Origin of the sequence: Saccharopolyspora gloriosae (assembly GCF_014203325.1) — a bacterium.
Classification (GTDB): domain Bacteria; phylum Actinomycetota; class Actinomycetes; order Mycobacteriales; family Pseudonocardiaceae; genus Saccharopolyspora_C; species Saccharopolyspora_C gloriosae.
Genome location: NZ_JACHIV010000001.1, coordinates 4,199,460 through 4,223,294 on the forward strand (window position 1 = coordinate 4,199,460; position 23,835 = coordinate 4,223,294).

Consider the following 23,835-nt stretch of genomic DNA (forward strand, 5'->3'; position numbering starts at 1 on the left):
CGCGCGGGAAGTCCGCCACCGCGTGTCTTTGATCTTGTCTTTCCGGGTGGACGGCGTTGTTGGTCGTCGTCCTGTCAGCGGTGGAGCCGCTGAGCAGTGACCGGCCAGAGCGAGCCGGCACCGGCGGATTTTCAGCGGTTTCCTCGCGCGGACAGCGATGTCGCCGGGTAGGGACCTGCGTCGGAAATCGCGATCACACCGGCAACGGGCGGCGAGGAAGCCGCTGAGGTCCGCTGAGCGACCCACCGCTCAAGCCGAGATCAAGAACACCGGCCGTCGCCAGAGCGCGTTCACCGCGCCGTGCTGCGAGCCTGGAGGGCATGGTTCGGATCGGATACACCTTGATGACCGAGCAATCCGGCCCGCGGGCGCTGGTCCGGCACGCTCCGCTCGCCGAGGCCGCCGGGTTCGACTTCGCCGTGATGAGCGACCACTTCTCGCCCTGGCTGGAGAGCCAGGCGCACTCCCCCTACGCCTGGAGCGTGCTGGGCGCGGTCACCCAGGTGACCGAGCGCGTGGAGCTGATGACGTACGTGACGGCACCGATCCTGCGCTACCACCCGGCCGTCGTGGCGCAGAAGGCCGCGACCATCGGGCTGCTCTCGCAGGACCGCTTCACGTTGGGCCTGGGCGCCGGGGAGAACCTCAACGAGCACGTGGTCGGCCGCGGCTGGCCGCCGGTGCACGTGCGGCACGAGATGCTCCAGGAGGCCGTCGAGATCATCCGGGCGCTGTTCGGCGGCGAGCAGGTGGACCGCGTGGGGCGGCACTTCCGGGTGGACCAGGCGAAGTTGTGGGACGTGCCGTCCCGCCCGGTGCCGATCGGGATCGCGGTCTCCGGCCCGGAGTCGGTGCGCCGGTTCGCGCCGCTGGCCGAGACGATGATCTCCACCGATCCCGATGAGCGGCTGTGCCGGGCCTGGGATTCGGCGCGCGGCGGCGATCGCAAGGTGGGTCAGCTCCCGGTGTCCTGGGGTCCGGACCGGGACGCGGCGATCAAGCGGGCGCACGAGCAGTTCCGCTGGTTCGCCGGGGGCTGGCGGGTCAACGCGGACCTGCCGGGCCCGGCCGGGTTCGCGGGCGCGACGCAGTTCGTGCGGCCGGAGGACGTGGCCGCGAACATCCCGTGCGGCCCGGACGCGGACCCCGTCGTGGACGCGGTGGCCTCGTTCCGGGATTGCGGGTTCACCGACGTCGCGCTGGTGCAGGTCGGCGGCGACGACCACCAGGACGGCTTCTTCGAGTTCGCGCGCGGCGAGCTGCTGCCCGCGATCCGCGCCAAGCTCGGCTGACGGCACCGCCGCCACGCGGGTCAGCGGCGCACGGCGGGGAACTGCACGGTCGAGTCGTCCACGGCGGGCAGTTGCACGGTTTCGTCCTCGCGGGCGAGCTCCGGGCCGGGGCCGAAGACGAACGCCCCGGCGGGCAGCAGCCGGGCCCGTTCCACGACGGGGACGATCAGCCCGGCCAGCCACGGCAGCAGCGCCGCGACGAGCGCGCCCAGCGACAGGCCGACCAGCACGTCGTGCGGGTAGTGCACGCCGACGAACACCCGCGACAGCCCGGTCAGCAGCCCGAGGGTCACCGCGAACCAGCCCCAGGACGGGCGGGCGCAGAGGACGACGACGGCGGCCGCGGCGGCGATCGTGGAGTGGTTGCTGGGGAACGACCAGTCGCCGAACTCGGGGCAGGTGGCGATGGTGCTCATGCGCGCGACCGCGCGGCACGGGCGGTCCTCCTGGATGAAGGACTTGACGATCTCGCTGGTCCCGTAGGCCAGCACCGTGACCGGCGCGAGCAGCGCGGCGCGGGCCATGATCTCATGATCATCGCGCCGGGCTCGCCAGAACAGGTAGCCGAAGATCAGCAAGAAGGCGATGATCGCGCCCTCGGTGAACACCTCGCTGAACACCTGGAACCACTCCGGGCTCGCCGCACCGGCCCCGGCGATGCCGCGGTACCAGTCGGTGCTGACGTCGGGGACGTACGGATTCGGTTCGGAGCGCCCGGCTAACAGCGGCTGAACAACGGGTGTCGACATTCACAACATCATATGAAGATCAACCCACCGGTCCCGGGACCGGCTCCACCGGAACTCGCGGACCTGCGCCGATGCCGTCACCCACGCCGGATGCGCACTGCTCTCGGTGGTCCCGCGGCACCGGTGCCTCCGGTCTCGCCTCGGGCCGGACGCACCCCGCTCCGAGATCAGAGATGCGCATTCCGCGCAATATCCCCATCCGCCGCCCGGAGTATCACCTATCACAATTTTCCCGCCGTGCCGCTCAAAAACGGCCAACCGTACGCAAAGTGATCAAGATTCGCTACGGTGGCCCGCGTGCGCCGTGGCGCTGCGTGCGGCAGTGCCACGTGCCGGCTTGGTACGGCCGAGGACCCGCGCGCTGGCGCGGGATGGGTGAGGACGCGATGCAACAAACGACAGGGTGGATACTCGGCGGCCTGGTGATCCTGGTGGTGCTGCTCGGGGCCGCGGTGGCGTTGTTGAGCGCTCGGTTGCGCCAACAGCACAAGGAGATCGAGCAGTGGTCGCTGGCCGCCCTCGAACCACCGGCCCCGATCGAGCCGGTGCAGCCGCAGCTCCCCCCGGAGCCGGCGCCCGCTCCGGTGCTGGACGCGCCGCTCACCGTCGAGCCGGATGAGGCCTACCGGCGCGAGGTCGTGCAGGGAGCGCAGGAAGCGCTCGGCGGCACGATGCGCCGCATCCTGGCGTTGACGAACAACGCGGCGGGACGGCTGCACGAGATGCAGCGCTCCCACGGCCCGGACGTTCTGGAGGACCTGCTCCCGATCGACCACCTGCTGGCCCAGGCCCAGCGGCGGGCGCAGCTGGTGACGGTGCTCTGCGGCTCGCCGCCCGGCCAGCAGCGCAGCCCGCAGCTGATGGCGCGGCTGGTGGGCGCCGCGCAGTCGCGCATCCACGACTACGAGCGGGTGCGGCTGTCCACCCGGGACACGACGACGGCGGTGCTGGGCCGGGTCGTGGAGCCGCTGAGCGCGGCGCTGGCCGAGCTGCTGGACAACGCGACCCGCTCCTCGCCGCCCACCGCGCCGGTGGACGTGATGATCACCGCCGAGTACCACGGGGTGTCGCTGGAGATCCACGACGGCGGCGTGGGCATGCCGCCGGACGCGTTGAACCAGGCGAACGCCGTGCTCTCCCGCGGCGCCACCGAGATCGAGCTGACCGAACTGGGCAACCCGCCGCGCACCGGACTGGCCGGGTGCAGCGTGCTGGCCGCGAGCTACGGCTTCACGGTGCGGCTGGACGCGGCCTCCAGCCGCGGCGGGCTGCGCGCGGTGCTGCTGGTCCCGCACAACCTGCTGACCACGCTGAACCCGCAGCCCGCGCCCGCCGCCATCGCGTCCTCGGCCGCGGAGCCCTCCACCGGCGAGCCCGCCGAACCCGTGACGTTCGGCGATCCGATCGCCGAACCGGCCGAGCCCGCACCGCGCCACCGCCAGCCCGAACCCGAACCGGCCACGACCGCGTCCGGCCTGCCCAAGCGCCCGCGCCGCACCATGACCCGCTCCGGCGACCTGTCCGCGCCCGACGGCGCCGCCCCGGTGCAGGCCATCGCGGACGGAGCGCAGCGGCGCACGGCGGACGCGTCGCAGAGCCTGCGCGGCCTGCAGCGCGCGACGGGCGCGAACTCGGCCGCCGAATTCTCCGCCGCCGCACAGGCGTTGTCCGAGTCCGAGCAGTCGGACGCGGCGGACGGCTCCACTTCCAGAAGGGATGCAGACGCATGACCGAGACGGCCCCGACGGCGCCGAAGCCCGACCGGAGCTGGGTGCTCGACGACCTCGTCGAGCACTCCGGGATCCGGGCGGCGATCGCGGTGTCCGGTGACGGGATGCTCCTGGTCAAGAACAACGGGCTCGACCAGGCCGATGCCGAGCGCTGGGCGGCGGTCAGTTCGCCGCTGCAGGCCTGCGCCCGGCACGGGATGGAACCGCTGGGCTACCCCACCAGCGGTTTCGAACAGGTGCTGGTGCAGCACGCGCAGGGGTACCAGCTGCTGCAACCGTTCGGCGAGGAGTCGTACCTGGTCCTGGTGACCGATGCCGACGCCGATCTGGGAGTGGCGTCGACGGAAATGCAGGTGACGGCCAAGCGCCTCGGGCAAGAGATGGGCACGGCTGCGCGCACCGCCGCCAGGCGGCCGACGTGAGCCCCGGCCCGCACCGGCGGGAGTCGGACCTGGTGCGGTCCTACGTGCTCACCCGGGGCCGCGCGCGGGCGCAGCACCAGATGGAGCCCGCGGCGCTGGTGCGGGCCGCGGCGCGCGGCACGATGTCGGAGCTCGATCCGGATCGCCGCCGGATCGTGCAGGTGGCCCAGGGCGGTGCGCTGGCGGTCGCCGAGATCGCCGCGCACGCCGAGCTGCCGCTGACGGTCGCGCTGGTCGTGGTGTCCGACCTGATCGATGAGGGCTACCTGGTTCCGGCGTCGGCGGAGCGCCCGTCGTCCGTCCCCAGCCCCGACCTGCTGGAGGAGGTGCTCAATGGACTCCGCCGCCTGGACACCTCCGCCTGAGACGGCCTACGTGGCCCCGACGGTGCGGCGATCGGCGAAGATCCTGATCGTCGGCCCGGCCGGGGTCGGCAAGACCACGTTCGTCGACACCATGTCGGAGATCGCGCCGCTGCACACCGAGGAGTCGCTGACCTCGGCCAGCGAGGGCGTCGACGACCTGCGCCACACCCCCGCGAAGTCGACGACGACGGTGGCGCTGGACTTCGGGCGCCGCACGCTCAACGACCGGCTGGTGCTGTACCTGTTCGGCACGCCCGGTCAGCAGCGGTTCGCGTACTTGTGGCGGACGTTGGCGAACAACTCGCTGGGCGCGCTGGTGCTCGCGGACACGCGGCGGCTGGCGGATTCGTTCGAGGTGATGGACCGCGTCGAGGAGCTCGGGGTGCCGTACGCGATCGCGGTGAACGTGTTCGACGACGCGCCGCGGCATTCGGTCGCGGAGCTGCGGGAAGCGCTCGATCCGGATCCGGACACGCCCGTCGCCGTCTGCGACGCCAGGGATCAGGCGTCCTGCGCGCGGGTCCTGGTCGAACTCGTCGAGCACGTGGTCGCCGCCTCGTCGACGGGCAGGCACGCGGCGGATCCGACGGTGCGGCTGTGACGGGCGCCGCGCGCGCCGCGCCGGTGCACCCGTCCGCCCGCACCGCGATCCTCCCCTCCACCCAGTCCTGAGCACGGAGCCACCATGACCGCCCTTTCCCCCGGCCACCCCGATCAGCAGTCCCGCGTCCCGCTCTACGGCGAGGAGTTCACCGCCCGCCCGGAGGAGGTGTACTCGCGGCTGCGGGCGCGGGGCCCGATCGTGCCGGTGCTGCTGGCGCCGGACGTGCCCGCGATGCTCGTCGTGGACTACGACACGGCGCTGCAGGTGCTGCGCAGCCCGCACGTGTTCGTGAAGGACTCCCGCCGCTGGCAGGACACCGCTCCCCCGGACACCCCGGTGCTGCCGATGATGTCGTGGCGGCCGAACACGCTCTACGCCGACGGCGAGCGGCACGCGCGGCTGCGCCCGCCGGTGGAGAACAGCCTCACCGCGGTGAAACCGGCCCAGCTGCGGCGGTTCGTGCAGTCCAGCGCGATCAACCTGATCCAGGGCTTCACCGGCCGCGGCCACGCGGACCTGCTCGGCGAGTACGCGGCGCAGCTGCCGCTGCTGGTGCTGCAGCAGATGTTCGGCTGCCCGGCGGAGATCGCGCAGGACATGGTCGCCGCGATCGCCGCGCTGTGGGACGGCACCGACCCCCAGCTGGCGAACCAGTACTTGGAGACGAGCGTCGCGGACCTGGTCCGCTACAAGCGCGCAAACCCCGGCGACGACGTCACGACCCGGATGATCGAGCACCCGCACGGGCTCGACGACGACGAGCTGGTGCACCAGCTGATCATCACGATGGGCGCGGGTGCGGAGCCGCTGGGCAACTGGATCGCGAACGCGCTGTACCTGCTGCTGACCGAGCACCGGGTGGCGGATGCGGTGGCCACCGGCAGCGTCGCGCTGGACGAGGCGCTCGACGACGTGCTGTGGCGGTTCACGCCGCTGACGAACTACGCGATCACGTACCCGCGGCACGCGCTGCACCTCGGCCAGGTCGCGCTGGCCGCGGACGAGCCGGTGGTGATCTCGATGGCGGCGATCAACACGGACCCGTCGCTGCACCCCGGTGGCCAGGTTCCCGCAGGCAACCGGGCGCACTTGGCGTTCAGCGCGGGCGCGCACACCTGCCCGGCGAGCAGGCCCGCGCGCTTGATCGCGACCGTGGCGCTGGAAACGCTTTTGGACTACGTTCCCGAAGTCGAGCTGGATGATCAGCAACCGCTGCAGTGGCGGCCGGGTCCCTTCCACCGGGCGTTGACCGCCCTCCCGGTGCGCTTCCCAGCGGTGACCACTCTCGCCGAACCCGCCACAGGAGGATCCGAATGCCCCCATCGCAGTGCCCGGTAGCCGCTCTCGATCCGGCCGGCGCCGATGTGCACGGAGAGGCCGACCGACTGCGCGCGCACGGCGCCGCGGCCCTGGTGACGCTGCCCGGTGACGTACCGGCGTGGGTGGTCACGGATCACGGCGAGCTGCGCGGGCTGCTCGCGGATCCTCGGGTGTCCAAAGACCCCCGGCAGCACTGGCCCGCGTGGATCAACGGCGAGGTTCCGGGCGATTGGCCGCTGATCTCCTGGGTGGGCGTGGACAACATGTTCACCGCGTTCGGCGCCGAGCACACCCGGCTGCGCGGCCTGGTGTCGAAGGCGTTCACCCCGCGCCGGGTGGAGGCGCTGCGCCCGCGCATCGAGCAGATCACCGCGGAGCTGCTCGACGAGCTCGCGACCGAGTCCGGCGAGGTGGACCTGCGGGCGGCGTTCACGTACCCGCTGCCGATCGCGGTGATCACCGACCTGTTCGGCGTGCCCGCGGAGCTGCGCGGGACGCTGCGCCACATCGTCGACGAGGTGTTCCGCACTTCGGCCACTCCGGAGGAGACGGCGGCCACGGCGGCGCAGATGGGGCGGTTCCTCGCCGACCTGATCGAGTCGAAGCGCCGCAACCCCGGCGACGACCTCACCAGTGGCCTGCTCGCGGCCCGCGACGACGAGGAGAACCGGCTCAGCGAACGGGAGCTCGCCGACACGCTGATCCTGATGATCGGCGCCGGGCACGAGACCACGGTGAACCTGCTGGGCCAGGCGGTCGTGGCGCTCACGACGCATCCGCACCAGCGCGCCGCGCTGAACGCGGGTGATCTGAGCTGGGACGACGTCGTGGAGGAGACGTTGCGCTGGCAACCGGCGCTGGCGAACGTGCCGCTGCGGTTCGCCACCACCGAGATCAAGCTCGCCGACGGCACGGTCATCGCCGAGGGCGACGCGATCCTGGCCTCCTACGCGGCGGCGAACCGCGACCCGGGCCACTACGACGAGCCGGACGTGTTCGACGCGGGCCGCGGCGCGCGGGATCACCTGGCGTTCGGATTCGGCCCGCACTTCTGCCTGGGCGCGGCGCTGGCCAGGCTGGAGGCGCACATCGCGCTGCCCGCGCTGTTCGCCCGCTTCCCCGAGCTGGAGCTGGCGGTGTCGGCCGGGGAGCTGGAGTCCTCGGAGTCGTTCATCTCCAACGGCCCGCAGCGGCTGCCGGTCCGCCTCACGGCCTGACCTCGACTCCGGCCGGACCGGACTTTCCGCGCGCTGGACGCGAGTTCTCGCGGGAGGTCCGGTCCGTCGGGCCTTGATCAGCGCGGCGGCGGTGCGAACGCGCGGCGAACCGCTTCGGCGAGGAACCGGCGGCGCTGCTCGTGCTCGGGTTCGGGGTCGTCGGCGGTGGCGGCGTGGAACAGGCTCGCCGGCGACCAGGCGAGCGCCATGGTGCTGACCATGGCGAGCACTTCGCCGGGTTCGAAGTCCGGGTCGACGTGCCCGCTGCGCTGGGCGTCGGCGATGGACCGCCGCTTCAGCTCGGACTTCTCGCTCTTGTCCGCGACGAGTTCGCCCGCCGGGACCCGTTCCAGTCGCGCCCAGGTCGCGAGCCGGACCAGTTCGGGCCGCGCGACGCAGGCGTCGTAGAGGCGGGCCGCGTAACCGGGCAGGTCTTCGGCGGTGATCGGTACCGCGTCCGTGATCGCGTCCGAGTGCTCCTGGAAGACGGCGTCGAACAGGCGGTCCTTGTCGCCGAAGTAGGCGTAGAGCTGCGCCTTGTTCGCCTTGGCGGCGGCGGAGATCCGGTCCACCCGTGCCCCGGCGATCCCGTGCGCGGCGAACTCCGCGGTGGCCGCGTCGAGCAGGCGGCGTCGCGTCGCTTGTCCGTCCCTCATGCGGGGCAGATTAAACCAACCGGATTGTTTGACACGGCCGCATGTCCGGCTACATTGAAGTAACCAACTAGTTTGTTTACTCAGGAGCGACCACATGAGGGTTCACGCGTACGCGGCGGACGAAGCGGGCGGGCGGCTGCGCGCCCACGAGTACGAAGCGGAACCGCTGGGGCACAACGAGGTCGACGTGCGGGTGACGCACTGCGGGGTGTGCCACACCGACGTCGGCATGATCGATGACGAGTTCGGCGTCTCCCGCTACCCCGTCGTCGCCGGGCACGAGGCGGTCGGGATCGTGGCGGCCGTCGGCGACGCGGTCGACCAGGACCTGCTGCCGATCGGGCAGCGCGTCGGCGTGGGCGCCACCGCCGGCTCCTGCTTCCGCTGCCAGTGGTGCATGAGCGGGCGGCACAACCTGTGCCCGCACAAGGACAACATGGTCCTGCGCGGCGACCGGGGCGGATTCGCCGATCACGTGCGCGCGAGCGACTGGCGGTTCGTCTGCCCCCTCCCGGACGCGATCTCGTCCGCGGACGCCGCGCCGCTGCTGTGCGCGGGTTCGACCGTGTTCAACCCGCTCGTGGACAACGACGTGCGGCCGATCGACCGGGTGGCGGTCGTCGGCATCGGCGGCCTGGGCCACCTGGCCGTCCAGTTCCTGGCGAAGTGGGGATGTGCGGTCACCGCCATCTCGACCACCCCGGACAAGGAGCAGGACGCCCGCCGGTTCGGCGCGACGGACTTCATCGCCACCAGCGAGGAAGGCGCCCTGCGCGAAGCCGCGAACTCGTTCGACTTCGTGCTCTCGACCGTCTCGGCGGACCTGCCGTGGGACGACTACCTCGGTGTCCTGCGACCGCGGGGCACGTTGTGCGTCGTCGGGGTCCCGCCCGGCCCGATCGCCGCCGCCACCATGAGCCTGCTCCCGGAGGAGAAGAGGATCGCGGGCGGCGTGACAGCATCACCGACGCGCAACCGGCAGATGCTCGAATTCGCCGCTCGTCACGGGATCACGGCCGCCGTCGAGACGTTCCCGATCAGCGACGTCGAGCAGGCGCTCGACCGCGTCCGGCGAGGTGCCGCGCGCTACCGGGTGGTCCTCGAACTCTGATCCCGGCAGCCGACGCCCCGCGTGGTCAGCGCGGCGCGTCGCGGATGCCGGCGGCGACCGGGAGGCGGCACGCGTTCGCCTCCCGGTCCGGCCTCGCCACCGGCTGAGATCCGCGCCGCGCAAGCGCCTGGCCGCTCCCGAAAGGCGCCGAGCTCGGGCCTGGGACGCCCGGCTCTGCACCGAACAAGATCAAAGACGCGCGCCGAACGGCGTTCCCGCCGACTACCCTGGGCGGTACGACGATGAGGAACGGTGGCGATGACACGCACTCTGGTGGTGTGCAGGCACGCGAAGTCGGCGTGGCCGGACGACGTCGACGACTTCGAACGCCCGCTCACCGAACGTGGCGAACGGGACGCTCCGGAAGCGGGGAGGTGGCTGGCCGAGCGGGTGCCCGACATCGGTTTCGCGCTGTGCTCCCCCGCGAAGCGGGCGCGTCGCACGTGGCAGCTGATCGCGGACGTGACCGGCAAGGCCGAGACCCGGCACGACAAACGCCTCTACGGCGCCACCGCCGGTGAGCTGATCGCGGTGCTCAACGAGCTCCCCGACGAGGCGGAGACCGCGCTGCTCGTGGGCCACAACCCCGGCTTGGAGGACTTGGTCGCCGTCCTCACCGGCACCCCGCACGAGCTCAAGACGGCGGAGATCGCGGTGCTCAGCGGCACCGGCTCGTGGTCCCAGGTCGAGCCCGGCTGGGCCAAGCTGGACGAGACCGCCACACCGCGCGGCTGACTCGCGGACGCGTCGACGGCATCACCGCTGGTGAAGCGGGTCGCGACTCGGAGCGCGCGGTCCGCGCTCCCCTACGGCACCACGCGTTCGCGGAGCCGCGGGATCAGTCGCCGATGACGACCTTGCCCAGCCGCGATCCGTGCTCGAAGTGGGAGAACGCGGCCGGGGACTCCTCGAACGGGAAGATCCGGTCGATCACGGGCCGCACCTGGTGCAGGCCGATGACCCGGTTCATCCGCTCGAAGTCGCTCCGGTTGCCGACGGTGATCGCGCGGAGCGTGGCGCCGCGGCTCAGGAACCGCGTCAGATCCATGCCGCCGCCCGAGCCGAGGTTGCCGACGAGGGAGATCGTTCCGCCCTGGGCCAGGGCGGCGATCGACCCGGCGATCGTCCCGGCTCCGCCGATGTCCACGACGCGATCGACGCCGCCGCCGGTCAGCTCCCGCACCTGGTCGCCCCACTCCGGCGTCGCGGTGCGGTCGACGACCTCCGACGCCCCGAGCTCCCGCAGGCGCCGGCCCTTCTCCGCGCTGGACGTGGTGACCAGCACCCGCGCACCGGCCAGGCGGGCGAACTGGAGCGCGAACACGGACACGCCGCCCGATCCCTGCAGCAGCACCGAGTCCCCCGCGCCGATCCCGGACAGCGCCGACCACGCCGTGAGCGCGGCGCACGGCAGCGTGGCCGCTTCCGCGAAGGACAGGTGCTCCGGTACCGCGACGACGCTGTGCTCGCCGACGGCGATGTGCTCGGTGAGCCAGCCGTCGCGCTGCACCCCGTACAGCTCGCCCCACCCGGGCAGCGGGCCGTAGAGGTGGTTCGGGTGGAAGGTGCTCATGACGCGATCACCGACCTGGAACCGGCTGACGCCTTCGCCGACGGCTTCCACGGTGCCCGCGCCGTCGGACAGCGGTATCCGCCCCGGCGGCACGGCGACCGAGTAGCGGCGGCCGACGATGGGCAGGTCCCGGGCGTTGAGCGAGCGGGCGCGGACCCGCACGAGCACTTCGCCCGCAGCGGGAACGGGCACCGGCCGCTCGGCGGGGACGACCGGGCCGTCGTCGCTGACTTCGAACATCCGCGTGTCAGTAGCTCTCATCGCTCCACCGTAAGCCGGGCGCCTAGGACGAGTTGTATCCTCAGGTCCAGTTTTTAGTGCGCATCGTCCAGAGGAGCGCGGTGGATCCGGTCGACGATCTCCTCACCACGATGAAGATCGAGAGCTCGCGGTACGTGCGGATCACCGCCCGCGCGCCGTGGGGCATCGCGTTCCCCGCCCGGCACCTCGCCCGGCTGTTGCTGGTCTCCAGCGGATCGTGCTGGCTCACCGCCGCCGAGCTGGGCGAACCGCAGCACTTGACCGCGGGCGACTGCTTCCTGGTCCGGGCCGGCGTGGAGTTCGCGCTGCAGGACGAGCTCGGCCGCGAGCTCGTCGACTGCGACGGCATGACCGTGCACGACCCCGGGGGCACGGCCGAAGCAGGCGGTGACGGCGAGCCGACCGAGATCGTCTCCAGCCGCTTCACCTTCGACGCGGTCGCCGCGGACGCCCTGTTCGCACTGCTGCCACCGTTGTTCCGGCTGAACCTGGGCACCGGCTCCGGGCGGCTGCTGCGCGCCACGTTCGACCTCATCGCGCAGGAGTCCGCGGCGGACGGCCTGGGAGCGGGCTTCGTGACGAGCCGCCTCTCGGACGCGCTGTTCGTCCAGGCGGTGCGAGCGTGCTGCGCGGACGTCGGCGGCGGCACCATCGGCTGGATCGCCGCGCTCCGCGACCCGTGGCTGGCCACCGCGATGCGGGAGTTGCACGCGGACCTGGCCCACCCGTGGACGGTCGACGCGCTGGCCCGGACGGCCGGGATGTCCCGTTCGGCGTTCGCCGCCCTGTTCAAGGAGAAGGCCGGGGACACGCCGCTGGGCTACCTCACGTCCTGGCGCATGTACCGGGCGAAGACGTTGCTGCGGGAGACCTCGTTGAGCGTGCAGGAGGTCGCCGTCCGCGTCGGCTACCACACCGGCACGGCCCTGAGCCGCACGTTCCTGCGCAGGGAAGGTGTTTCTCCCGGCGCCTGGCGGCGGCTGGCCGACGGCAACGCCCGGCGCGGCGGCGGCTGACCGGTCACCGCCGCGCGTTCGGGCACGCCGCCGGGGTTCCGCCGCCCGACGCGTCCGGAAACGAGCTCCTCACGTCGCCGGAGCCGGCTCCGCTTCGGCGAGGTCCCAGCGGCGTCGGCGGACCAGGACGGGGACGGGTTCGCCGCGGTCCTGCGCGGTGAGCACGGCCGCGCGGGTGCGGCGCCACCACACGGCGGTGCGGAACGCGCTCAGCAGCAGGACGGCCACGAGCGCCAGCAGCGCCACGCGGTAGCCGCCGACGAGTTCCAGCACCACGCCCACCGACAGCACGCTCAGCGCGGTGGCGCTGTGCCCGCCGACGTTGGCGATGCCGGTGGCGGTGCCGACCTGGCTGATCGGGTTGTAGTCGCGCACCAGCGCGAACGCGATGCTGGAGACGGGACCGCCCATCGCGAACACGAGGAACGCCGCGCACACCACGGCCAGCGGTGGCCGCGCGAAGCTCAGCAGCACCAGCCACGCCAGCCCGTTGCCGCCGAGGTAGCCGAGCACGATCGGCATCCGGCACGCCGGGAACCGCCCGATGATCGCGCCGACCAGCGGCCCGCCCGCGACCTGCCCGATGATCAGCAGGCTGAGCACGACGCTCGCGGTCGCCGGGGGCACGCCGACGCCTTCGACGAGGTACGGGTAGCCCCACAGCAGGCTCAGCGCGTTGGGCACGAACATCGTGCCGAAGTGCGCCCAGAACGCCAGCCGCGTGCCGGGGATCGCCCACGCCGAGCGCACCTTCCGCAGGATGTCGCTCGCGTCCTCCCCGCGCGAGGTGGTGCCGGGAACGTCGCGGACCACCCCGGCGGTCACCGCCGCGTAGGCCGCGGTGATCCCGCCGACCAGCAGGAAGGTCCAGGTCCAGCCGAGCGCGCCGAGCAGCGCCGTCAGCGGGAACGTGGCCGCCACACCACCGAGCGCGCCCAGCGCGGCGGAGAAGGTGGCGACCAGCGCGTACTGCCGCGCGGAGAACCGGGTCGCGACCAGCCGCAGGATGCTCACCCAGGTCAGCGCGTCACCGACGCCGAGCACGCCGCGCGCCAGCAGCCCCATCGGGTAGGACGTGGCGAGCGCGAACAGCAGCTGCCCGCAGCCCAGCAGCAGCACGGCCGCGGTGAGGATGCGCCGCGAGCCGAAGCGGTCCACCAGCAGCCCGGTGGGGATCTGCATGGCGGCGTAGATGCCGACCTGCAGCACGGTGAACGCGCTCAGCGCGGCGGGTCCGACCTCGAAGCGCTCGATGGCGAGCGGACCGGCGACGCCGAGCGTGCCCCGGTGGAACACCGCCGCGAGGTAGGTGACGACGGCGGCGCCCCAGATCAGCCACGCCTGCCGCTGCCCGGAGCCGGAGCCGGGCGGGGCGGAGCCGGGTGGAGCGGAACCGGGCGGCGGGCCGGTGCCGGCCGAGGTGGCGACGGTTCGGGTGACCGGTGGCGGCGCGCCGCCGCTGTGATCACGATTGTCCGTTTCCCGACTCTCCGGTCGGTCGGCAGCCACGTCGAACCCCTTCCGCGCGTTCAGTACCACACTCATCGTCGCGCAACCGACGCGGGAAGTTACCGCCGCGGAACGTGCAATCCGCCACAGTAGGCGTCCACTGTGGACGAATCGGCGGCCCAGCCCGTGGTGGCCGACACGGAGTTGTTGACAGCGACCGGTCGCGTTCCTAGCGTCGTCGCGTGCGAACGGTTCTGCTCACGACGCGTCACCACGTGGATCTGCTGCGGGTGACGTCGGCGAGCTGTCCACGCTCCTGACCGTCCCCTCGCACCCGCCGATCGACTCCGATCACCGCGATCCGAGCCGCCGCCGCGTCCCGCGCTGACCGCGGCCCACGATCCGGCCACCTCCGCGTTCCCGGATCGCCGCCCCGGCGGGTGCCGTTCGCGCCGCGCGCCGCGCGGTTCCGCCGCAGCCAGGAGCCCGCCCCATGAGCACCGCCACGACCGAGCCGGCCGAGCACGGCTCGTCGGAGAAGAACGTCCGCACCGTCATCACGTCCAGCCTGATCGGCACGACGGTCGAGTGGTACGACTTCTTCCTCTACAGCACCGCCGCCAGCCTGGTGTTCGACAAGCTGTTCTTCCCCACGGCCGATCCGACGGTCGGCACGATGCTGGCGTTCACCACGTTCTTCGTCGGCTTCGTCGCCCGGCCGCTGGGCGGCATCCTGTTCGGCCACATCGGCGACCGCATCGGCCGCAAGCGCACGCTGGTCACCACGATGATCGTGATGGGCCTGGCGACGGCCGCGATGGGCGCGCTGCCCACCTACGAGCAGGTCGGCATGTGGGCTCCGCTGCTGCTGGTGCTGCTGCGGCTGTTCCAGGGTCTCGCGATCGGCGGCGAGTGGGCCGGGGCGGTGCTGATGGCCGTCGAGTACGCGCCGCCGGGCAAGCGCTCGCTGTACGGCTCGTGGCCGCAGGTCGGCCTCGCGGTCGGGCTCGGGCTGGGCACCGGGTTGTTCGCGCTGCTGGGCAACGTGCTCGACGACGAGCAGTTCCTCGGCTACGGCTGGCGGATCGCGTTCGGGCTGAGCCTGGTGCTGGTGATCGTCGGCCTGGTGATCCGGCTGCGCGTCGCGGAAACCCCGGCGTTCCAGCAGATGCGGGCGTTGCAGGGCACCGCGCGCATCCCGTTCCTGGAGCTGTTCCGGGACCGCGTGAACCGCCGCAACACGCTGCTCGGGTTGCTGTCGCGCTGGTCGGAGGGCGCCGCGTTCAACACGTGGGCGGTGTTCTTCCTGACCTACGCCACCGGCACGCTCGGCCTGCCGCGCAACGACGTGCTGGTCGGCGTGATGGCGGCGGCCCTGGTGCTGGCGGTGCTGATCCCCGTCGTGGGGCGGCTCGGCGACCGGCATTCGCCGCGCACGCTCTACGCGCTGGGCTCGGCGCTGTTCGCGCTGTCGGTGTACCCGGCGTTCCTCGCGTTCCAGACGCGGAGCCCGCTGCTGACCGGGTTGGTCATCGTGCTGGTGCTCGGCGTGGTCCACTCGGTGATCTACGCGCCGCAGGGCACGTTGTACGCGCAGCTCTCGCCGGTGCGGCTGCGCTACACGGGGATGTCGTTCATCTACCAGTTCTCCGGCATCTACGCGTCCGGCCTGACGCCGCTGATCGTGACGGCGCTGCTCGCGGCCGGTGGCGGTTCGCCGTGGCTGGCCTGCGGCTACCTGGTGCTCACCGGTGTCATCGGCACCGTCGCGAGCCTGCTCATCCGCCGCGACGACCTGCACTTCGACACCACGAGCTGACGCGGCTCGGCCCCCAGTCGCGAAAGCAGGGGCCGAGCAACCGCTTCTCCGTGATCACTCGAAGCGATCAGTCCTGATGGCTTGCACGAACCGACCAAACACGGCGGGAGATACCCTCAAGATCGGAGAGCGGTCCCCCAGCTTGGAATCTCTGATCAGAGCGGCGCCACGTGCCCCTGATGTCTGCACGCATTGGCCACCTTGGGTCGAACGCGACGATTTTTTCCAGTTGTATCCGGACATCCACGCCTCCTTTCGATCACTCGAACTAACGCAGCCTTCTGACAGGGGCAGCTCAGCGGTTCGTCCGGATCCAGCGGCGAGCGCGGAGCTTGATGTCCTCGCCGCTGACCCACCCGGCGCTGACCGGGACGCGGGCGACCAGGCCGTGGTCGTGGTGCTCGTAGGTGCGATCACCGCTGAGGACCGCGATGTAGCCGTCCTTGCGCCCCCAGCGGAACGTGAGGTCGTGCGCCTCCTCGTAGTGCCACACACACGGCAACGTCGCCATCGCACGACCCTTCTCACCCGTGGTAATCACTTTATGTGACCTTATATCACGGAGAGTATCAGTAGCGACTAGCTTGCTAGCCGTGGGGCGAGCGACGACGCGCCGCCCCGACAACCGGGGGCGGCGCGCTTCGCCACTCAACGGTCGGCATACTCGCCCAGCTTGATCCCCTGGATGAATCGGCCGAATGCCCCATCCGACAACCGAAGCCACGGTCCCGCCGGATCCTTGGAGTCACGGATTACCGGGAACCCACCCCGTTCGGCGGTTTCCACGCAGTTGCTCGCCTGCGCACTTCGCGACGACTTCTTCCACTCCGTGTCAGACATGCCCCGGCTCCTCACTGACGGCGATGAAACTCATCAGACAGTGTACGCACGAGCTCCAATGATTGATCAACATCCAATGCGGAATGCTGCAATTCGCTGAACATCCTGGACAGTTCTGACGTGTCCCTTGAATTGTCCACGATTCGACCGCTCAACGGAGTGTCGATGAATGCCATGTCAGCCGTGTTCGCCGGGAACCGGAGCACCGCGAACGAGCCCTGCGGACTCAGGTGAGCACCGGCCTCGAACGGCAGCACCCGAATGACGACGTTGTCCCGCTCCGCGTGCTCCAACAGGGCGTCCAGCTGCTGGCCCATCACGCCGGCGTTGCCCCACAACCGATGCAGCGCTTCCTCTGCGATCACCGCCCGCACCACGAGCGGATCATCTCCGGACAGCCGCTCCTGCCGCCGCGCCCTCAGCTCCACCAAGTCCTCGATCTGCCCCTCGCCGAACGTCATCCGCCCGGCCTTGTGGATCTCGCGGGCATAATCGCGCGTTTGCAGCAGCCCAGGAATGATCCCGAGCTCGAACGTGAACACCTCGATCGCTTCCTGTTCGAGCCCGATGAACGGCGAAAACCACTTCGGCAGGTCGAACGGGTCCCACCATTCCGAGTCCTTCTGAGTTTTCGCCGCCTCGCGCCGCAGATTTTCGGCGCGGTCCCGCGTCTCTTCGTCAACGCCGTACATGACGAGCAGATCCGCCAGCTCGCTGCGGTTCGTCTTGTAAAGACCGCGCTCCCAATGGCCGATCTTCGCGACCGAGCAGTCCAGGTGGGTGGCGGCCTGCTGCACCGTCACCTTCGCCGACTTCCGCAGATCGCGGATCAGCTTGCCCAGCGTGATCTGCCTTGCGTTCGACATGCGCCACTCCACTTTCGCCCGATCAGGGGGGTACCGAGGCTAGCGACTAGCCGCTAGCTTGCAAACCACTAGCCGATACGCAGAGTTTAAGAGTCGCTACCGAGAGTGCGAGGAGGTGGGCATGGGTGAGCTGGTACTCATCCACCGCGCCGGACGGCGTGGTCCACGTGATCGAAACCGGCACGAGCCGGAAAGCGTTGTGCGGACAGGTGATTCGCAGAGCTGCCACCCGCGGTGCGGCTTCCGGCCTGGACTGTGCGAGGGAGTCGCGCTACCGCCGCGATCGCTCGCGCTGCTCCGGATCATCCGCGAAACCGGCACCCCGTGGGCCTGCGGGCCCACCGACGGACGGTGGCATCGTCTCCAGCGGACTCATCGAGGGCCGCTGCGCTGCGTCTGCGGGCACCTCGTACACGGCCCGGCGCACCTGCGCCGGAGCCGCCCGAACGCGGGGCACCTAGGTCGCGCGCTCTGCCCGTCCGCGACGGGTGCGCTGCCGATCTTCGTCGCTTGAATTCCGCGCCACGGCGCGAAGAACTCCCGGCTCGTGGCACTCCCCCGCCTCCTCCGAGCGAGCCGGGAACCCGCCCGGTCCCGCCCCCGACACGGGCCGGGCGGAACCGGTCCCGCCGCTTCCGCGCCGACGCTGCCCCGGAACGGCAGCGCAGCGGCGGGATCTCCGGTCCGCACCCGAACTCACACCGGGTGCGGACCGGTTCCCCCTCAGGAGCTCAGGACGCGGCGGCGGGCTCCGGGGCACCGGCGAACGGGATGCTCTGGCCCGCGGGCTGCTCCGGGTTTCCGGGGTGGCTCCACAAGCCCTTGCGCTCCAGGATCGGCAGCACGCCCTCGCCGAACCAGTACGCCTCCTCCAAGTGCGGGTGGCCGGAGAGCACGAACTCGTCCAAGCCCAGCGCGGCGTACTCCTCGATGCGCGCGGCGACCTCCTCATGACTGCCGACCAGCGCCGTCCCGGCACCGCCGCGCACCAGACCGACACCCGCCCACAGGTTCGGGTAGATCTCCAGGTCCGCCGTGGAACCGCCGTGCAGGTCCAACATCCGGCGCTGGCCCTCGGATTCGCTGCGGTTCAGGCCGCTCTGCACCTGCTCGATCGTCTTCGGGTCGATGGCGTCCAGCAGCCGCCGCGCCTCCGCCCACGCCTGCTCCGAGGTGTCCCGGCTGATCACGTGCAACCGGATGCCGAAGCGCGGCGTGCGGCCCTGCTCGGCGGCCAGCGACTTGATCCACGCGATCTTCTCGGCGACCTTCGCGGGCGGCTCGCCCCACGTCAGGTACACGTCGGAGTGCTTCGCGGCCACGTTCCCGGCCGCGGGGGAAGATCCGCCGAAGTAGATGTCCGGCACCGGGTCCGGCGTGCGGGTCAGCTCCGCGCCCTCCACGCGCACGTGATCGCCGCTGAAGTCGACGCGCTCACCGCGCCACAACGCGCGCACCACGTGCAGGAACTCGTCGCAACGCGCGTACCGGCCCTCCTTGTCCAGGAAGTCGCCGTAGGCGCGCTGCTCGTGGCTCTCCCCACCGGTGACCACGTTGAGCAGCAACCGCTTGCCCGAGTGCCGCTGGAACGTCGCGGCCATCTGCGCGCCCAGCGTCGGCGACAGCAGACCCGGGCGGAACGCGACGAGGAACTTCAGCCGCTCCGTCGACTCGGCGAGCATCGCCGTGGACAGCCACGCGTCCTCGCACCACGCGCCCGTCGGCGTCAGCGCCCCCTCGAAACCGAGCTGCTCGGCGCTGCGCGCGATCTGGCCCAGGTACTGCAACGTCGCAGGGCGAGCACCCGCCGCGGTCGAAGTCGCGACGCCGTGACCACCGCCGACGAGGTAGCGGCTGTCGCCGTAGGTGGGCAGGAACCAGTGGAACGTGAGCGACATCAGACGTCTCCGAGGTGTGGGTGGGGGAACGAGCGGGCAGTGGAGCCGGAGTGCGGCGAGGTCGCGACCTCGCGGCGCGAATCGATCCGCCGGCCTGCCGCGAGGCCGGATCTCCTCGCGGGCAGGCGAATCCGCGGAGCGGGTCCGCAGCCGAACGCGGGCGGGTCGACCGCCACCGATCGGGCTCAGGCGGTCAGGAAGCCAAGAGGTCGCGGACGGGCCTCTGCGGGGCCGAACGTCAGCGGCGACAGCGCTGCGCCGCGACGCGCACGAGATCAACGTGGCGACGTCGGGTCAGCAGCGGCAACAACACCCGTCCATCCGAACAAAGCCCCCCACCACTGTCAATGTGAGTTCTTGCGGGGGTCCGCGAGGGCTTGGCCGGTGGTCGGGTGGCGGAACCTCAGCTGTCTTCTCGCTGCGGGATCTTTTTCCCAAGTGGCTCCGCCACGAGGGAAAAAGCCGTCCTCGCGAGAAGACACCTGAGAACCCGCCGGTGGTCGGCTTCTCGACGTGGGCTATTCGCTTCGCGAATCAGGCACGGCCTTCGGCCGCGAGGATTCGGCTTCGCCGGTGACGTGGACGTGCTCACCTGGAGCGACGGGTTCGCGGGCGCTGATCGGAGGTCGGTCAGGACTCGGTCACTCGGCCGTCGTCGATGTGCAGGCGGCGGGTGACGTGCACGGCGTCGAGCATGCGGCGGTCGTGGGTGACCAGGAGCAGGGTGCCCTCGTAGGAGTCGAGCGCCGACTCCAGCTGCTCGATCGCGGGCAGGTCCAAGTGGTTCGTCGGCTCGTCCAGCACCAGCAGGTTCACGCCGCGCGCCTGCAACAGCGCCAGCGCGGCCCGCGTTCGCTCGCCGGGCGAGAGCGTGTCCGCCGGGCGCAGCACGTGCGCGGCGAGCAGGCCGAACTTCGCCAGCAGCGTGCGCACCTCCGCCGTCGGCCACTCCGGGACCTGGGCGCCGAACGCGTCCAGCAGCGCCTCCGCCCCGAAGAACAAGCCGCGCGCCTGATCGACCTCACCGACCACGACCCCGGACCCGAGCGACCCGCGCCCGCCGTCGAGCTCCAGCCTGCCCAGCAGGGCCGCCAGCAACGTCGACTTGCCCGCACCGTTCGCCCCGGTGATCGCCACCCGATCCGCCCAGTCGATCTGCAGGTCCACCGGCCCCAGCGTCATCGAATCCCGGTGCACCACGGCACCGTGCAACGTCGCCACCACCGAACCCGAGCGGGGCGCGGCGGCGATGCTCATCCGCAGCTCCCACTCCTTGCGCGGCTCCTCCACCACGTCGAGGCGCTCGATCAGCCGCTCCGTCTGGCGGGCCTTCGACGCCTGCTTCTCGGTGGCCTCGCTGCGGAACTTGCGGCCCACCTTGTCGTTGTCGGCGGCCTTGCGGCGGGCGTTCTTCACGCCCTTCTCCATCCACGACCGCTGCGAACGCGCCCGCGCCTCCAGCGACGCGCGCGTGTCCGCGTACTCCTCGTACTCCTCGCGCGCGTGCCTGCGCGCCACCTCGCGCTCCTCCAGGTACGCGGCATAACCACCGCCGAACGACCGCACCTGCTGCTGCGCGAGGTCCAGCTCCACGACGCGCGTCACCGTGCGGGCCAGGAACTCGCGGTCGTGGCTGACCAGCACCGTTCCGGCGCGCAGCTCGGAGACGAACCGCTCCAACCGCTCCAAGCCGTCGAGGTCCAGGTCGTTGGTGGGTTCGTCGAGCAGGAACACGTCGTAGCGGCTCAGCAGCAGCGACGCCATGCCCGCCCGCGCCGCCTGCCCACCGGACAAGCTCGTCATCGGCTGGTCGAGCGCGACCTCCAAGCCCAGTTCCGCGACGACGCTCGCCGAACGCTCCTCCAGATCAGCGCCGCCCAGCGCGAGCCACCGCTCCAACGCCGTGCCGTACTCGTCGTCCGCACCGGGACGTTCCTCGGTGAGCGCCTCCGTCGCCGCGTCCAACTCCCGCTGCGCCGCCGCGACCCCGGTGCGCCGCTCCAAGAACCCGTGCACCGTCTCGCCGGGAATCCGATCCGGCTCCTGCGGCAGATGTCCCACCGTCGCCGTCGGCGGGCTCAACCGCACCGACCCCGCCTCGGCGGACAGCAAGCCGCCGAGCATCCGCAGCAACGTCGACTTCCCCGCGCCGTTCACCCCGACCAGCCCCACCACGTCACCAGGCGCGACGACCAGATCAAGACCGGAGAACAGGACCCGCTCGCCATGACCCGCGGCGAGCTCCTTCACGACGAGTGTGGCGCTCATAAGGATGCCGATCCTAGTGCCCTGGTCAGCAAGGATCTTTCAGCACCTGCGCCCACGCTCAGCGGACCTGGCCGGATGCGGCCATTTCCTCAATACAGCTGGTAAAGCTCGTACGGACCTTCGTCGGTCAGCTGGTAGAAGTGATACTCCCCGGGCCCTCGGATCAGAAGTTCCCTGACCGGATCGAGGTGCTCAGAACCGACACCGACGTATCTGACGCCGCCGACCTCGCGCACCCTGTCCGCCATGCCGGTGTTCCGCTGACCGAGGAAGGCTTTCCGCATTCCCTCAGGCCCCCCTTGCCCGCCACCGCTGGGGGCATCCCCTGCCGCGCCTCGTTCGCTCAGTTCCTCCACGAGTGCCGCCACGTACGAACGCACCGGGTTCTGATACCGCTTGCCCTCGTCTGCGAGCAGGTGGTTCGCGAGGTTCGCACCCGTCGGCATGTCGGCGAGGAAGGAATCAATCTTGTCCCCCTTAACCCCGCGCTTTAGCCCGCCGCCGCCGGGCCTGTTTCGCTGCTTCGCCAGTTTCTTCCTGGCGTCCTTGGGATGCCCATCGTTCTGCACGTCCTTGCCATACGCCCAGGCGATCTTCAAGAAACGCGCCGCAGCCCGTCCCAGATAACTCGCATCTTCACTTTCGGAGATCTCGCGCAGCCTGTCCGATTCCAAGTAACCGAGGAGCATGCTCATCGTCTCCCCCATCTTGGGGTACAACGATTCGAGCGCATGCGGACGCCAGTCGAAATCCTCCCCCACCTCGAACTTGCCGCGAACCTCACCCAACCCGGCCCGGTAGGCGGCCTCGGTACGCGGCTCCTGGCTGAAGTCATCGGTGCTGAACGGCTCGTACAAGTACCCGGGCGGTGTTCTCCCCGAAACCACTTTGAGCATGTCCGGCAAGGTGACGCCGGTGTGCCGCTCTCCCAGCACGTTGATGCCCGTTCGGGAGAACCGAACCCACTGTCCCGAAGGCATGTTGCCCAGGTAGTCGGTGTTCTCCGCAGCGTGCTGCTCGAACTCGTTCATCGACTCGTACTCGCGCCGCGACTGATCTTGGACCCATTCGATCATCTTGTCGGTGGTCAGGCGCGGGTCACCTACCGTCACCGGTTGCCCGTTCACCACTGCGGACCGCTGAACGGGCACCGGCCGCGCGGTCGTCGCGCCACTTCCGACGCGGGCTCCCCGAAACGTGGCGGGACGCGGTTTCGCCCCGGGCGGAGCGGAATGCCGCGCGCGGTCGGCGAGCAGCTTCGCCACCGCCGCGTTCCCCACCGTCCGCTGCAATTCCAGCAACGCGGACTCTTCGGCGTTCGGCGTCGGGCCACCGCGCGTCGGGCGCGGCGACCTGCGGAACTCCGCTTCGCGGGAATCGCGGGAAAAGGCGCGCATCTGGCCTCCTCGGCTGAGCTCGGCGACGGCGGACCACACCCACCGCGGCTCGATCGATCAGCCTTCCCTGCCCGCCGCGTGCACCGCCAGGCCCGAGGAACCCCCGTAGCGGGCAGCGCGGCTGCCCTTACCGCCCCACGGAACCTCCCCGGGCGCCCGCGAACCTCGAACTACGCCGTGCGCCCCAGGACCGTGCCGTGGGGGACGCCGTCGAGGGCCTTCTCGAACTGCTCCAGGACGTCCGAGAGCGGGCCGGAGCTGTCCTCGTGGATCGTGAGGTCGTCGCCGGTCACCGTCAGGTGCTTGTCGATCAGGAAGAAGCTCTGCACCACGTGCCGCGCGCCCAGCGAGCTCACGACCGGGCGCAGCCCGTAGTCCAGCGCCAGCACGTGCGCCAAGCTGCCGCCGGTGGCCAGCGGCAGCACCGCCTTGCCGCTGAAGCCGAACTGCGGCAGCAGGTCCAGGAACACCTTGAGCAGCCCGGAGTACGCAGCCTTGTAGGTCGGCGTGGCCAGCACGATGCCGTCGGCGCGGTGCACCTGCTGGATCGCCTCGGCGATCTCGGGCGCCGTCGTGTCGGCGCCCAGCAGCGGCTCAGCGGGCAAGGTGCGCAGCCGCAGGTGGTCGGATTGGCGGCCCGCGGCGGTCAGCCTGCGGGCGAGGTGGTCTGCGACGCGTTCGGTCTTCGACGTCTTCGAAGGGCTGCCGGAGATGACCAGGACGGTGGACACGCGCGTTCTCCTCACGGGAATGTGGCCGATTCGAGCGGAATCAGACCGGGGCGCGGCCGAACCACCAGGTGAATCCACAGTGGACGTGCGGGGAGATTCGCTCACCCGCGGCGACGGCGCGCGACGACCGGCTCAGCTGCTGGGGCGACACCCTTGTGCGACGACACGCAGCAGATCCACGTGACGACGCTTGGTGAACAGGGCCGGGAGCACGGAACCATCGCAACACCGCCACGAACGGGGTGTCAACG

At 70.9% G+C, this 23,835-nt stretch carries 25 protein-coding genes; 12 read left to right on the forward strand and 13 right to left on the reverse strand.

What is annotated here, in order from left to right; all coding sequences use genetic code 11:
- Positions 1-320: 320 nt before the first annotated feature.
- Positions 321-1,292 (forward strand): TIGR03557 family F420-dependent LLM class oxidoreductase, encoded by a 972-nt coding sequence (locus BJ969_RS18485; RefSeq protein WP_184480388.1) that lies wholly within the window; start codon positions 321-323, stop codon positions 1,290-1,292.
- A gap of 20 nt (positions 1,293-1,312) precedes the next feature.
- Here the strand turns inward: BJ969_RS18485 and BJ969_RS18490 are convergent, their stop codons facing one another.
- Positions 1,313-2,041, reverse strand: a complete 729-nt coding sequence (locus BJ969_RS18490; RefSeq protein WP_184480390.1) for a phosphatase PAP2 family protein — start codon at positions 2,039-2,041, stop codon at positions 1,313-1,315.
- Positions 2,042-2,427: 386 nt separating this feature from the next.
- On the opposite strand from BJ969_RS18490, the gene BJ969_RS18495 reads away from it, so the two are divergent.
- From BJ969_RS18495 to BJ969_RS18520, 6 genes are all read left to right on the forward strand, one after another.
- The gene (locus tag BJ969_RS18495; protein WP_184480392.1) at positions 2,428-3,771 is read left to right on the forward strand and encodes an ATP-binding protein; all 1,344 of its coding nucleotides are present in this window, start codon (positions 2,428-2,430) and stop codon (positions 3,769-3,771) included.
- Positions 3,768-4,193, forward strand: a complete 426-nt coding sequence (locus BJ969_RS18500) for a roadblock/LC7 domain-containing protein (RefSeq protein ID WP_184480394.1) — start codon at positions 3,768-3,770, stop codon at positions 4,191-4,193. Before BJ969_RS18495 ends, BJ969_RS18500 begins: the two co-directional genes overlap by 4 nt.
- On the forward strand, positions 4,190-4,558 hold the full coding sequence (locus BJ969_RS18505; RefSeq protein WP_184480396.1) for a DUF742 domain-containing protein: 369 nt from the start codon (positions 4,190-4,192) through the stop codon (positions 4,556-4,558). The genes BJ969_RS18500 and BJ969_RS18505 overlap by 4 nt, the downstream gene beginning before the upstream one ends.
- Positions 4,527-5,159 carry a GTP-binding protein gene (locus BJ969_RS18510; protein WP_184480398.1) on the forward strand — a complete coding sequence of 211 codons (633 nt, stop codon included), beginning with the start codon at positions 4,527-4,529 and terminating at the stop codon, positions 5,157-5,159. The genes BJ969_RS18505 and BJ969_RS18510 overlap by 32 nt, the downstream gene beginning before the upstream one ends.
- A gap of 84 nt (positions 5,160-5,243) precedes the next feature.
- Positions 5,244-6,500 (forward strand): cytochrome P450 family protein, encoded by a 1,257-nt coding sequence (locus tag BJ969_RS18515; RefSeq protein WP_184480400.1) that lies wholly within the window; start codon positions 5,244-5,246, stop codon positions 6,498-6,500.
- Entirely contained in the window at positions 6,476-7,699 is a 1,224-nt protein-coding gene (locus BJ969_RS18520) for a cytochrome P450 family protein (protein ID WP_184480402.1), read from the forward strand. Before BJ969_RS18515 ends, BJ969_RS18520 begins: the two co-directional genes overlap by 25 nt.
- Positions 7,700-7,776: 77 nt before the next feature.
- Here the strand turns inward: BJ969_RS18520 and BJ969_RS18525 are convergent, their stop codons facing one another.
- Positions 7,777-8,355 carry a TetR family transcriptional regulator gene (locus BJ969_RS18525; protein WP_184480404.1) on the reverse strand — a complete coding sequence of 193 codons (579 nt, stop codon included), beginning with the start codon at positions 8,353-8,355 and terminating at the stop codon, positions 7,777-7,779.
- Between the two features lie 94 nt (positions 8,356-8,449).
- Here BJ969_RS18525 and BJ969_RS18530 point away from each other — a divergent pair, with 94 nt between their 5' ends.
- Positions 8,450-9,466 carry an NAD(P)-dependent alcohol dehydrogenase gene (locus BJ969_RS18530; protein WP_184480406.1) on the forward strand — a complete coding sequence of 339 codons (1,017 nt, stop codon included), beginning with the start codon at positions 8,450-8,452 and terminating at the stop codon, positions 9,464-9,466.
- 258 nt (positions 9,467-9,724) lie between these two features.
- On the forward strand, positions 9,725-10,201 hold the full coding sequence (locus BJ969_RS18535) for a SixA phosphatase family protein (RefSeq protein ID WP_184480408.1): 477 nt from the start codon (positions 9,725-9,727) through the stop codon (positions 10,199-10,201).
- Positions 10,202-10,304: 103 nt separating this feature from the next.
- On the opposite strand, the gene BJ969_RS18540 is transcribed toward BJ969_RS18535, so the two are convergent.
- A complete protein-coding gene (locus tag BJ969_RS18540) occupies positions 10,305-11,300 on the reverse strand; it encodes a zinc-dependent alcohol dehydrogenase family protein (RefSeq protein ID WP_184480410.1) in 996 nt (331 codons plus the stop codon).
- Positions 11,301-11,380: 80 nt separating this feature from the next.
- Between BJ969_RS18540 and BJ969_RS18545 the strand changes: the two genes are divergently transcribed.
- Positions 11,381-12,316, forward strand: a complete 936-nt coding sequence (locus BJ969_RS18545; RefSeq protein WP_184480412.1) for a cupin domain-containing protein — start codon at positions 11,381-11,383, stop codon at positions 12,314-12,316.
- 69 nt (positions 12,317-12,385) lie between these two features.
- Here the strand turns inward: BJ969_RS18545 and BJ969_RS18550 are convergent, their stop codons facing one another.
- Positions 12,386-13,651 (reverse strand): MFS transporter, encoded by a 1,266-nt coding sequence (locus BJ969_RS18550; protein ID WP_246458307.1) that lies wholly within the window; start codon positions 13,649-13,651, stop codon positions 12,386-12,388.
- Between the two features lie 356 nt (positions 13,652-14,007).
- Between BJ969_RS18550 and BJ969_RS31025 the strand changes: the two genes are divergently transcribed.
- Positions 14,008-14,085, forward strand: coding sequence for a putative leader peptide (locus BJ969_RS31025; protein WP_416309417.1), 78 nt, complete (start codon positions 14,008-14,010; stop codon positions 14,083-14,085).
- Positions 14,086-14,258: 173 nt separating this feature from the next.
- Positions 14,259-15,584: an MFS transporter gene (locus tag BJ969_RS18555; protein WP_184480416.1), complete on the forward strand. Its 1,326-nt coding sequence runs from the start codon at positions 14,259-14,261 to the stop codon at positions 15,582-15,584.
- A 54-nt stretch (positions 15,585-15,638) separates the two neighbouring features.
- Here BJ969_RS18555 and BJ969_RS31030 read toward each other — a convergent pair whose 3' ends face one another.
- The 9 genes from BJ969_RS31030 to ssuE form a co-directional block, all read right to left on the reverse strand.
- Complete coding sequence (locus tag BJ969_RS31030; RefSeq protein ID WP_184480418.1) at positions 15,639-15,827, reverse strand: DUF397 domain-containing protein; 189 nt, start codon at positions 15,825-15,827, stop codon at positions 15,639-15,641.
- Between the two features lie 52 nt (positions 15,828-15,879).
- Positions 15,880-16,095: a hypothetical protein gene (locus BJ969_RS18565; protein ID WP_184480433.1), complete on the reverse strand. Its 216-nt coding sequence runs from the start codon at positions 16,093-16,095 to the stop codon at positions 15,880-15,882.
- Positions 16,096-16,232: 137 nt separating this feature from the next.
- The gene (locus BJ969_RS18570; protein WP_184480435.1) at positions 16,233-16,424 is read right to left on the reverse strand and encodes a DUF397 domain-containing protein; all 192 of its coding nucleotides are present in this window, start codon (positions 16,422-16,424) and stop codon (positions 16,233-16,235) included.
- Between the two features lie 11 nt (positions 16,425-16,435).
- A complete protein-coding gene (locus tag BJ969_RS18575; protein ID WP_184480437.1) occupies positions 16,436-17,290 on the reverse strand; it encodes a helix-turn-helix domain-containing protein in 855 nt (284 codons plus the stop codon).
- Positions 17,291-18,021: 731 nt separating this feature from the next.
- Positions 18,022-19,188, reverse strand: a complete 1,167-nt coding sequence (locus BJ969_RS18580; protein ID WP_184480439.1) for an LLM class flavin-dependent oxidoreductase — start codon at positions 19,186-19,188, stop codon at positions 18,022-18,024.
- 238 nt (positions 19,189-19,426) lie between these two features.
- Positions 19,427-19,501, reverse strand: a complete 75-nt coding sequence (locus tag BJ969_RS31035; RefSeq protein ID WP_425503608.1) for a putative leader peptide — start codon at positions 19,499-19,501, stop codon at positions 19,427-19,429.
- 317 nt (positions 19,502-19,818) lie between these two features.
- Positions 19,819-21,456, reverse strand: coding sequence for an ABC-F family ATP-binding cassette domain-containing protein (locus BJ969_RS18585; protein ID WP_184480441.1), 1,638 nt, complete (start codon positions 21,454-21,456; stop codon positions 19,819-19,821).
- An 89-nt stretch (positions 21,457-21,545) separates the two neighbouring features.
- Positions 21,546-22,853, reverse strand: a complete 1,308-nt coding sequence (locus tag BJ969_RS18590) for a hypothetical protein (protein WP_184480443.1) — start codon at positions 22,851-22,853, stop codon at positions 21,546-21,548.
- Positions 22,854-23,023: 170 nt separating this feature from the next.
- Complete coding sequence (gene ssuE / locus BJ969_RS18595; RefSeq protein WP_184480445.1) at positions 23,024-23,584, reverse strand: NADPH-dependent FMN reductase; 561 nt, start codon at positions 23,582-23,584, stop codon at positions 23,024-23,026.
- Positions 23,585-23,835: the final 251 nt, after the last annotated feature.

What these genes read in the sequence shown, in the direction of transcription:
- BJ969_RS18485 (WP_184480388.1), top strand. Translation starts at nt 321, where the DNA reads ATGGTTCGGATCGGATACACCTTGATGACCGAGCAATCCGGCCCGCGG.
- BJ969_RS18490 (WP_184480390.1), bottom strand. Translation starts at nt 2,041, where the DNA reads ATGTCGACACCCGTTGTTCAGCCGCTGTTAGCCGGGCGCTCCGAACCG.
- BJ969_RS18495 (WP_184480392.1), top strand. Translation starts at nt 2,428, where the DNA reads ATGCAACAAACGACAGGGTGGATACTCGGCGGCCTGGTGATCCTGGTG.
- BJ969_RS18500 (WP_184480394.1), top strand. Translation starts at nt 3,768, where the DNA reads ATGACCGAGACGGCCCCGACGGCGCCGAAGCCCGACCGGAGCTGGGTG.
- BJ969_RS18510 (WP_184480398.1), top strand. Translation starts at nt 4,527, where the DNA reads ATGGACTCCGCCGCCTGGACACCTCCGCCTGAGACGGCCTACGTGGCC.
- BJ969_RS18515 (WP_184480400.1), top strand. Translation starts at nt 5,244, where the DNA reads ATGACCGCCCTTTCCCCCGGCCACCCCGATCAGCAGTCCCGCGTCCCG.
- BJ969_RS18520 (WP_184480402.1), top strand. Translation starts at nt 6,476, where the DNA reads ATGCCCCCATCGCAGTGCCCGGTAGCCGCTCTCGATCCGGCCGGCGCC.
- BJ969_RS18525 (WP_184480404.1), bottom strand. Translation starts at nt 8,355, where the DNA reads ATGAGGGACGGACAAGCGACGCGACGCCGCCTGCTCGACGCGGCCACC.
- BJ969_RS18530 (WP_184480406.1), top strand. Translation starts at nt 8,450, where the DNA reads ATGAGGGTTCACGCGTACGCGGCGGACGAAGCGGGCGGGCGGCTGCGC.
- BJ969_RS18535 (WP_184480408.1), top strand. Translation starts at nt 9,725, where the DNA reads ATGACACGCACTCTGGTGGTGTGCAGGCACGCGAAGTCGGCGTGGCCG.
- BJ969_RS18540 (WP_184480410.1), bottom strand. Translation starts at nt 11,300, where the DNA reads ATGAGAGCTACTGACACGCGGATGTTCGAAGTCAGCGACGACGGCCCG.
- BJ969_RS18555 (WP_184480416.1), top strand. Translation starts at nt 14,259, where the DNA reads ATGAGCACCGCCACGACCGAGCCGGCCGAGCACGGCTCGTCGGAGAAG.
- BJ969_RS31030 (WP_184480418.1), bottom strand. Translation starts at nt 15,827, where the DNA reads ATGTCCGGATACAACTGGAAAAAATCGTCGCGTTCGACCCAAGGTGGC.
- BJ969_RS18565 (WP_184480433.1), bottom strand. Translation starts at nt 16,095, where the DNA reads ATGGCGACGTTGCCGTGTGTGTGGCACTACGAGGAGGCGCACGACCTC.
- BJ969_RS18570 (WP_184480435.1), bottom strand. Translation starts at nt 16,424, where the DNA reads ATGTCTGACACGGAGTGGAAGAAGTCGTCGCGAAGTGCGCAGGCGAGC.
- BJ969_RS18575 (WP_184480437.1), bottom strand. Translation starts at nt 17,290, where the DNA reads ATGTCGAACGCAAGGCAGATCACGCTGGGCAAGCTGATCCGCGATCTG.
- BJ969_RS18580 (WP_184480439.1), bottom strand. Translation starts at nt 19,188, where the DNA reads ATGTCGCTCACGTTCCACTGGTTCCTGCCCACCTACGGCGACAGCCGC.
- BJ969_RS18585 (WP_184480441.1), bottom strand. Translation starts at nt 21,456, where the DNA reads ATGAGCGCCACACTCGTCGTGAAGGAGCTCGCCGCGGGTCATGGCGAG.
- BJ969_RS18590 (WP_184480443.1), bottom strand. Translation starts at nt 22,853, where the DNA reads ATGCGCGCCTTTTCCCGCGATTCCCGCGAAGCGGAGTTCCGCAGGTCG.